The 10,727-nt window shown below is 31.6% G+C and carries 6 protein-coding genes and 1 pseudogene; all 7 read right to left on the bottom strand.

Going from position 1 to position 10,727, the window contains the following annotated elements:
- Positions 1–63 precede the first annotated feature (63 nt).
- Entirely contained in the window at positions 64–2,820 is a 2,757-nt protein-coding gene (locus NL275_RS01520; protein ID WP_370107044.1) for a TrbL/VirB6 family protein, read from the bottom strand.
- Positions 2,792–2,962 (bottom strand): hypothetical protein, encoded by a 171-nt coding sequence (locus tag NL275_RS02705; protein ID WP_370107042.1) that lies wholly within the window; start codon positions 2,960–2,962, stop codon positions 2,792–2,794. The genes NL275_RS01520 and NL275_RS02705 overlap by 29 nt, the downstream gene beginning before the upstream one ends.
- Positions 2,959–4,026, bottom strand: coding sequence for a TrbL/VirB6 family protein (locus NL275_RS01515; RefSeq protein WP_253299768.1), 1,068 nt, complete (start codon positions 4,024–4,026; stop codon positions 2,959–2,961). Before NL275_RS01515 ends, NL275_RS02705 begins: the two co-directional genes overlap by 4 nt.
- 299 nt (positions 4,027–4,325) lie before the next feature.
- The gene (locus NL275_RS01510) at positions 4,326–5,396 is read right to left on the bottom strand and encodes a hypothetical protein (protein WP_253299767.1); all 1,071 of its coding nucleotides are present in this window, start codon (positions 5,394–5,396) and stop codon (positions 4,326–4,328) included.
- A 25-nt stretch (positions 5,397–5,421) separates the two neighbouring features.
- Positions 5,422–7,952 (bottom strand): annotated as a pseudogene (locus tag NL275_RS02700) (TrbL/VirB6 family protein).
- Positions 7,945–10,347 (bottom strand): VirB4 family type IV secretion/conjugal transfer ATPase, encoded by a 2,403-nt coding sequence (locus NL275_RS01490; RefSeq protein WP_253299763.1) that lies wholly within the window; start codon positions 10,345–10,347, stop codon positions 7,945–7,947. The pseudogene NL275_RS02700 and the gene NL275_RS01490 overlap by 8 nt, the downstream one beginning before the upstream one ends.
- 12 nt (positions 10,348–10,359) lie before the next feature.
- Positions 10,360–10,656 (bottom strand): type IV secretion system protein VirB3, encoded by a 297-nt coding sequence (locus NL275_RS01485; protein ID WP_253299762.1) that lies wholly within the window; start codon positions 10,654–10,656, stop codon positions 10,360–10,362.
- Between the last annotated feature and the right edge of the window lie 71 nt (positions 10,657–10,727).

Below are 10,727 nucleotides of genomic sequence, written 5' to 3'. Positions count from 1 at the left end.
AGCTTCCAAAATTTTACTTTAAATACCTTGCAAATTAGTTACTCATTATATTACATACTCTTCTTAATTTTCTTCATTTGTTTTTTTACTACCACCGTTAAATTCTGTAATTACCTCACTGGCTCTTTTTTCCCCTTGTACTATTTCACCAGAAGTATTCTGATTTTTTGTTGTATCTGATTGAGAATCTCCCTGATTATTTTGTGAAGAAGGTTTGTTTGTAACTTCAATTGCATTAGGGTGTTTTTGTGACATTTCCTTAACTCTTTGAATCATACTCTGTGTTCCACGATCAAGGCCAACAGTTGACAATAGTGCTTGTGATGCAGTATTAGCAACTGCTCCCACACTACCAACCACTCCATAACCAGATTGAAATATTGCATGAGCAATATTTTCTGAAGCAACAACGAAAGTCTCCATTGCGCTAGCAACAATCAAGTACATAAATGCTTGAATTAAATCTATAGGTAATGCTGCAAAATATCCACCCACTCTTGTTCCATTACTTAATGCATCATCAACGTTCATACTAGGGTTATATCCAATAGGTAACATTGATTTCATAATGCAAAAATCACTTTCCAAGAAATTTATACTAATCAAACATTGATAACATGCGGAAAAATTTGTCAGATTATACAAAATTGAATACATCAATTGATTTAAAAGAGATAAAGAGCTAAACAGAATGACTGGCTGTATAGACATGTGCGCTAATGCTTTTATCCAATTATCAAACAGAGGCTTAGTTTTTTGAAATAGAATAAATACAATAAATAAAGGCGTTAACGAAAGCAAAAATCCACCTAAAACAATAGCTATAATATACCTCATTAACGCGCTAATAATACATCTCAAGAACACAAAAGTAGAACGCCCTATCATTAAAAATGCTATCAAACCAAATGGCCCTGAAAATATTAACGATAAAAATTTCAGCCAAGTTTCCCCTGTAAACAATACTCCTGCTGTAAAATCCAAAAATGTAAAGTTATTGCTCTCTGAACCTATGTAACCAGAAAAACTGTTAACTAAATAATTACTTCCATCAATAAAAAATTTAGATAACTGTGTACCCAAAAGTTCCCAACTTTTATCACTAAAAACAAAAGCTATAAATGCTATTTTTACAATTCTTACAATAAAATCATATTTACTTAATTGTAGTGTTCCTAACATGTAACCAACTACAGAGAATATTACATATAAGGTAAGTAGAGCCCTTACTGCTTGAAGAAAACCTCTTCTATATCCTTCATATGACTGTCGAACAGTATTTTTGCTATCATCTTTTATATAAGCAAATACTCTATTAACATTTGACGAAATAAAGTCATTAATTTTTTTATTTATGAATAAATTAACAGTATATTTATTATCCTTATAGTAAGTATCTGCGTTATCTATTAACTCATCTTTTGTTACATCCTTTACATCAATTCCAAAATATATCTTTTTAGTCTCCTTTAAGGTACTTCCATTTATCACATAATACTCTGGATCTTCTCCTTTCTCCAAATTTCTAACTTCTAAAAAATTGCCATTTTCTCCTGACTTAGATGTATCTTGTGGTGGACTATCACCTAGATACACATACAATTTTTTTCCTTCATTAAAGTCACATAACCTACTTACTTTAACATTATAGCCACCTCTATGAAGATGATAATTACCTTCACTTGCTATTGCTAGCATAACACTGCTATGATGACCAAGGTTATTACTACTACCTACTACATATTCGTGATTCAACTTTAAAGAAAATTCATCAAAATTTTCACCTACTTTTGAACAAACCCCATCGTATTTTGGACCCTTATCTTGTGGAAAACATTGATCCCCCTTAGCTGTATTTATACCATTATCATCACCTATTTTTGCAACAAGAGCTTCAGCCCAGGAAATATTATCTTCATGTGTTTGAGTAAATGAACCTTCATTTAAATTATCATTTATTTTCTTCAAATAAGAGTACATGTTACATTTGTTGTCTACATCATACTTTTTATATCTTATTGAAGAAGTACAAGGTTTGCCGAATTGATCTGCTATACCTTTTTTATTATAACATATATTTTGCAAGTAACAGTTCAATTCATAAGGAGGGTAGTTTTTTTTCTCATCATCACTACAATGATTTTTTCCTCCTGTGGCACATAAATCATTTAACCCTACTTTATTTCGACGTAAATCTAATAAGGAACCAATACTCCACGAGTCTTTTTCTTTATTAATGTCAAATATGACCTTATTATCATATGGTGTATAACCATTACCAACTAAAACTTCATGTTTTCGTTTTGTTTCCTTTTCATCTACACCTAATGATTGAAATTTTATCTCCTGTATTTTATTATCGTTACTTTTAAAGAAGAACGTACCACCTTTACATATTTCACTTTTAGTAGCTCTATTTTCTTCATTAACAACTTTGGTTCTATAGCAATTACTATCTAAAGATATGTTTTCTAATTTATCACAATCCATTTTTATCTTTTTGGGTACTAAGCTAAAGATTAATCTATCCCCAGAGTTTACCTTAACATTAGTATCTACATAACGTTTTTGACTGATGGAATTTCCATACTTAGAGGATTGAATAAAACCTTTCTTCTCACAATGCATTTCCTTTCCATCCTTATCAAATTTAGGGATTGAATCATCAGTGCAAAATACAGCAGGAACTAATACTTTAACAGGATTTTTACCATTTTTATAAGGACAAAAATTTATAGAGCCATCAACTCTAAGTTTTATTTTTTCATTCTCACCAATCACTTGACCTGAATCAACCCCAATGAATTTTAAGATTTTCATCATCTTTACGTACCGGAATGTCTACAGTAACACTACTGCTTCTACTTTGTAATCCAGGCTCAACACAATCCATTGTACAGTTAGTGATTATAAAACATAATATCAGTAACAATACTCTTCTACTTTCCATACTCTTATTCATTTTCTCGGAACCTGTGTCTGTTGAGGTATTTGAGGTCTTGGATTTTGAGGAGCACTTGAAGTACCACCACCTCTTTTTTGAACACTTTCTTCATCTAAACCTACAATACCTAGTAAATTTTGTTGATATTTTTTACCTGGTTCATTTGGTATGTAGCTACTAAACAATGAGTCAGATATTACGGAAGAAGCATTAACCATAGCTTTCATAGCATGAGCTAAAATAATAAAAACCATAATAGAAGCAATATTAGGTGTACTTTTTGTAGCAAAACCAAAAAATATACAAACATGATAAAGATAGGTCATAGGTGCTATTACTGAACTAACTATCCCTAGTGATGAACCACTTACCGGTGTCACTAAATCATATGTCCATACTAACGAATCATTTTCTGGTATGAATAATTTACCCGGTAGGAGCACAGTAGGTATCGGTATCGGTATATTAAATCCAAATACACACTTAGAACATACTTCAAAATTAAAAATTGAATATAAAACATAATCCATCATCTGACTTATTAGTGATATAAAAATCAAAAGTATTACAGGATGCATTGTAAATCTTGCTAAGTACGCTACCCATCGATAAAACATCTGTCTAGTATATGTAAATAAAACACAAATTATAAACACAGGAGCTAAAGAAAGTAATAAAGCAATTATTGCTATAGATGTAACAAAAGAAAATAAAGCATTAAAAATAGCATAGACTACCATTAGAAATCCAAACAATAATAAACAAAAAGCTACAATACCTAAAGGACCAGAAAATATAAGAGATATCATTAATACTAATGAATCACGTGATAAAAATCTATTTAATGGTAGATCTAAAAACTCAAAAACATTTGAATCAGTTCCTCTAAAATTTGCTATTCCTATCAATTGATTTGGAGCATTAACAAATAAAGAAAATGCATTATTGTAGAAAAAATTCCAGCTATTATCTCGCAATAATTGAGCTATTATTCCTACTTTTACGCATATGATTAAAAACTCATATATAGAAATGTGAGAAAGTCCAAAAAAATAATATAAAGTATAAAAAATTATGTACAATAACAAAAGTGCTACTATTGTTGATCTGATATTGGTTGTTTTATTAGATGCTATAAAACTTTGATAAAGAGACTTTGTAGAGCTATCGCTGTTAATCAGATCATTGTTGCTAGTTTTTATATTTTTATAACTAGAACCAAAAAATGCTCCTTTTACTTCTTTATCAAAAAAATTGTATATTATACTAAAGTTTTTTACAGGTGGCCTTTTAGTTGTTATATTAATAGTAAATTTACCTTCATTTGCATAATTGCAGCCATGATCTCTTACACCGTAATATATGGTTCCCTTTTTATCTTTTAATTTTCTCTTAAATTTTCCATATCACTAATATTCACAGGTATATCATCTGTTGCACCAGGTTTATGACTAGGAAGACTATTACCTACATGTATATATAAATTTTCAATGCTTGCATTAATATTTTTTGTAATTTTAATATTGTAACCCCCGATACCACTACTATCCCCAAATTGAAAGGTTAAACTCTCACCTCGAGAATGATCTTCCTTCATTTCATAATCATAATTAGTTAGCATACCACCTTCTAAGTCTTCAAAACTTTCATTTTGCATGCTTACCTTTAATGAAGGAATATAAGTTTTTGCTTCTCCTTTTGCTATAAATTTCTCTATTGATTTAGCTATAGTATCACCCTGAACTTTGTTTTTATCTCCATTTAAAAAACTTTCAATATGTGCTTTTAATTCTTCATTTTTGGCAAGAGATTCAATTTGCACACAATTTCTTTTCCCCCCCCCTTTACATACACTTCCACACATGAAATTCACAAAATATGTGTCTAATTCATTTACTATGCCTTTTATTGCTTCGCAATTACTACCATCTTTTTCATATCTTTGTGGTGGCGTTGAATCTAGAGTCCAATACTCTCTACCACTTAACCACTCTGCACCATTTAATTTATACTTATTAGGACATATATCATTCTCACATGCTTCTCGGTTTAAGATCTTTGCAAAATATTCTTTTTCTTTTTCACTGCAATCTTCATGAATTTTTATATACCTCTCTTTTTTATCATCTATATTTTTACACATTTTGCTTCCAACAATACTGAAGCTTATTCTGTCACCTTTTTTTATTTCAAAAGGTAATTTGCTATTATTGCTTCCTGGAAGAATCACAAAATACTCATCCGCTATATTTTGATTGGTGCAAAAATTAAGTTTATTTGGTATTACACTAATTTCCGCAACCCTTACTGAATCAGAGATCTCAATTCCAGAATCAATCCAATGTTTTTGTCCTGCCGACACTACATCTGATTTTCTATGTATTCCAATTTCATTTGGCTGAATACATTTATTCTCTTCTATACACCCTGATAGAAAGAAAAGTGAGATCATAAGAAAAAATCTTAACATCATAAATTCACGTGGATTTAATGCTCTCAGAAGATCCCCCCCCTGAAGAACTACTTTGTGGACCAGAAGACCTAGATGCTGATTCCCCTCCCTCAGATTTTGAACTTGGTTCTTTTTTAGTCATAGCACGAGCAATCTCAGCAGCACCCCCAGCAGCAAATTTGGCAAAAGATAAAGCTTTACCTACCATTTGCCCAGGAGTACTACCTGAACCCAATGTTGCTCTGTAATTACCTGCAAGTTCAGCAGCCATGCCAGGAAGAATATTCAAAAAATGATAGAACAAGAACAGTATCAAAACCAATTTAAGCAATTCCCCAATTAAAGAATCTTCAAATTCCAAATATGAAAAATCAAATAAGCCAACAATGCTACTTTTCTTCCATTGATAATTCTGCAACATACATGCAAGTGTATTTTCATTTCTTTCACATCCATTATCCTTTATCTTAAACCACTTTTTTTCACCAAATATCTCTTTTATACCAAATATCTCTAGTTCTTCTTGTTCAAAACTCAAACCTTTATAAAAAATTTTATCACATGCTATAAACATAAAACTCATAAATGCAAAAAGCATTACAGGATATAAGCTATAAGTAATTAGTTCTTTTAAACCATCCATCAAAATATCCCTTTGTATGTTGAAATAGTACCATAGGAATAAATAATGGAGATAAAATAACAATAACGGATAACGCAATCAAAGATAAAATAAATACATAAGATGCCCATAAGATTACCATTACCATTAAAATACCCATAAACATGGCAACAAGAGCTACTAAAATCTGTCCACCAGCGATAATGATTCCTATTATTGAGCCTGAAACTAATAATATTGGAGCTGCCCCAAGTAAAACAGTTAAAGTTGCTACACCTCCAGCACCTATCTTTCCAGAAATTCCATTTAAAGGAGCACCTAAATAAAACAATAACCTACAGTCAAGCTTATCCCAAGGAGCAAGATAACTATAGTTAACTCCCGAGTGAATGTAATCTTCTGCTGCATAATTACATATACCCTTACTTTCAGTTGATGCTTTTAATACTATTTCTGATAAACCATTTGAAAGACGAGTAAGCTCTCCATAGTAATGAGACATAGTATCACCTGTGGTAAAATATATTACCAAAGCAAATTTAATAATTAACATATATATCTCTTGTGGACTACGTACTCCACCAGACATTACTTTAATGGCAAATAACATCAGAGCTAAAACAAGAACAGCAGTTACAGTGTTTTTTAGTTTTTTTTGAGCAATAGATAAAAAACCGCCTTTCTGTGTTCCATTTTTATCCACTAGCGTGACACCTTTTGAGTCAACACCCCTTGATTAAATTATCCAGCGATTCCTTAATACACTGTACTAACATGGAAGTGATAGGAATGGGAGATAGTGCCTTACTTCCTGCCTGGTCATAACAAGCACTTGACATATATGAGCTAAAGCACTCTTTGTTATCATATTCTACAAAAATTTCTCCGCTTTTTTCCTTCTCCATTATCAAAGCTTTGTAATCTCTATCTTTATAATCACTAAGTCGAATTTCTTTTATACCACCTTGGCCATTTTTATTTTTGAATTTCATCACAGATTTCTCACACATTGGAGCTGAAGGTTCAGATGGCAAATCAGTGCAACCTATATTAACTCCTTGCGGCCAAGGATTCATCTCAATTCCTATCCAACTAATTTTAGCTAATTCAACACATAATTTTCCTGCTCTCTTCACCGCTTTAAAAGTTGATCCATGTATTGTTTTGCTCTCTCCAGCTTTAAGAACTTCACATTTTAATGCACCATCAAGATGTGGCCATACACCTGTAGTGATATAGTTAAGTTCTTTTTCTCTTATCTCGAAATCTTCAAGTGGATTAAGAATGCTACCAAAAGTAAGGGGGTTTCTATGGCAAACCTCTATATAATCACTATATTGTACAGCGTTTTTTGGCCACCAGTAATCTTTATCATTGTCAGTAGTATCTACACCCAACACATCTTTTTCTATTTTTTTACCATTTTCTTCTGACTGACTAAAACACTGAAAATATTCCTCTTCCGTTTTATAAATTTTATTCGTACATTCTTCATGATCTTCTTTTCCACTTTGTAATGAAAAATCTTTCTTCTTTCCATCACTTCCACGTATGACTGGATGCTTTACAAAACTATGCTGACAAACAACAAGTCCACCTATAGCTTTCCAAACCCCAACAATTGCAGCTATAACTCCTATAATAACAAAAGCAGTAAAAAGACCAACGGAAGAAACAATTAAAATAATTGCTGTCCATGCTACACCTATTGCAATAGCAATCCCGGCAAGAGCCGCACCTGTTTTGAACACCCCACATTCAGGATTAGAAGCACGACTAAACCTACCCCCGCCGTTAAACCTGCTGGTAAATTTAGTACCTTCAGTACCACTCGCAGAATCTACTGTTTGTGCAAAAGCCGAATATGAAAGTGAAAAATCCATACTTAATAAAAGTATCGCAATTAGCAATAATGAAAGTTTAATCTTAAACATTTTTTACCTTCTGATAAAATACAGGTAACCATAATTTTGGATCGTCACCTACCTCTTTTAGTATATCATATAATAATAAAACACTTTCTGCACGCCCAGATAATACATTCACTATATCATCCAAATCTTTTAGATCTATTCTAGCTACTACAGCATTAACCCCTTGCTTTACCAAAAAGAACCTAGTACTAGGATCTGTATGTTTAATTAATATATACTCCCGTTCACTTAACATAAAGACATCTCGGTAAATATTAGTGGCCTTCAAATTTGGTAAAAAGATCTGAGTTGCAGTTTGCTGTACAAGTGTATCACTAATAGAACTTTTACTTGCATCTTCAACACTCTGAGTAGCAAAAATAACAATAGCATTTAGTTTTCTTAGTACTTTTAACCAATCTTTTATTTTAGGAGCAAAAATTGGATTATCTATTAACGCCCATGCTTCATCTAACACTATCATAGAAGGAGTGCCATCAAGAGATATGTTAATTCTATGAAATAAATAAATTAGTACCGGACCAAGAGCAACTGGATCCTTTAATAAACTAGCCATTTCAAATCCAAAAACCCTTGCCTTTGAAAAATCCAACAGGTCTTCTTTGTTGTCAAATATTGAGGCATGAGAACCATTACCATGCCACATAGATATAGATCCTGCTAAAGTATCAGGCCCTGAAAGTCCTAAAAAAGGTACAAGATTACTTAATGTTCTATCATCTTTTTTTAATTTAAAATTCCCCTCAATCGCATCGTTGATTCGCGTAATATCCTCAGAGGTAAACTTATCGTTGTATACTAAAATTAAAGACTTGATCCACTCCATTAAAAATGTTCTATTATCTGGAGTATCATCAAGTTGTAATGGATTGAAATTTGTTCTCGTTCTTGGTTCAATCACAGTATAAACACCTCCAAGCGCTCTAAGAAAAATTTCTGCACCACGATCTTTATCAAAAAAGAATATTCTTGGAGAAAATTTCATTGCTTGAGCGCAGAGAAAATTCATCAAAACAGTTTTTCCTGCACCTGTTGGACCAATTATCATTGTATGACCAACATCTCTTATGTGAAAATTAAAAAAAAACGGAGTACCAGATGTGGTATCAAAAACTGTCACAGCATCTCCCCAATGGTTATTAAATTTACTACCTATAGGATAATTATGCTGAGACGCAAATCCTGACACATTAAGACTACTTATTGTAGACTTTCTTACTATATAATCGAAATTACAGGGAAGCTGAGCCCAAAATGCTGGTTCAAGATTAACCTTTTCTCTTACAGGATAAATCCCACAGTTAGAAAGTTCCGACTCTACTAACGATAATGCATTATCTAGTGCTTTAGGGCTTTTTTCTATACATAAAATTGTTAAGTGATGCTGACCAAATGCAATTTTACCACTCATTGCATCATCAAGTGCTTGAGAAATTTCTGCTATCTGAGAAATAGCCTTATCTTCGGATTGTATCATTCTATTTTGTTGTATTTGCATTTTTGCAATTGCCAATTGCCTATTTATAAATTGAAAAGATTGTGTAATGATAAATTCATAAGGAAGTTGCAAAAACGAATCAAGCATTCCTGCTGAAGTATTATTTCCATATTCTTTGATACTTACTATACCAGCATATTTACTTTCGTTATGAGTTAAAATCTGTATCATTTTGCGACCAAAAAAAAGCCTGTGTACTGGCAAATATCTTGATATTTCTGTACTGAGTGGAAATAATGTGTTTGTAATCAAGCCACAATTTACAATTCTGGACATAAATGACATTATTTCACAGAATAGACCATTTGGAGTTTCTTTTACTTTAAGAATTTTAGGTCCATAATTTCTCAAGCTTGTTACTATACGATTTGTTGTTTCTTCTAAATCCTCATAAACAGCACGCATATCACTTGCCCATGCATGCTTTGAAGTCACATGTCCAAACTTTTTTAATAAATATGAAAGAAATTCTACTCCTTTTTTATCTACTTTACGAATAATCGTAAAATATAAGTCATTAATAAATGATTTTCTCACTGCATTTTTTTGTTTCCACTTTAGGTTTACTTGATTAGCAAAAAAATTGGGTAAATCTTGACTTGCGAATTCATCAGCAAAAATGTTTTTTTTGCTTCTAATAGTATGAAAATACAAACTAAATGCCGGTGATGAAATATTCCTTAATAATTGATTTCTGATATTATTTTGTATTGCTAAATCCTCATCATCAGCAGTTTCAAATGCAAAACCATTTAATTTTATAACCTTAACTAAACAATTGTCTTTTGTCATTAAAGTAGTACTATTCCAGTAGCAGGAATAAGGTATGAATTGAGCTTCATGTACTTCTTTCTTTAAAATAGACCTGTTTTTGGATTCAATACCTTTAAAATTCATCGTTCAAAAAACTTAAGTAATGTCATAAGAATTAGCACCATAATAGAACCGGTTTAAACATTTTGAACATTTTTGCATTTTTACCATAAATAATTCTATGAATAAAGGTTCTTTTGCAGAAGCTATGTAACCCATTCCATGTATTGTCGGTAAAAGTAAAAGGATTATTCTTAGATCACTAGAGTTAATAAAAATGACCATGCAAATCATAACGTTTAATATAGCAAACATATAACTTACACCAAAAAGCATAGCTGGTCTTGTTAAACCTTTAAACAATTGATCTGTTTCTATACTACCTGTAGACATACACTAACCTTTCAAATACAATCTCTAAAATTAATACTGTGAATTATATTAAAAATTTATTGAAGTTAATA

The sequence above is a fragment of the Wolbachia endosymbiont of Chironomus riparius genome (assembly GCF_918315375.1).
This window is presented reverse-complemented; position numbering and strand designations above follow the sequence as displayed.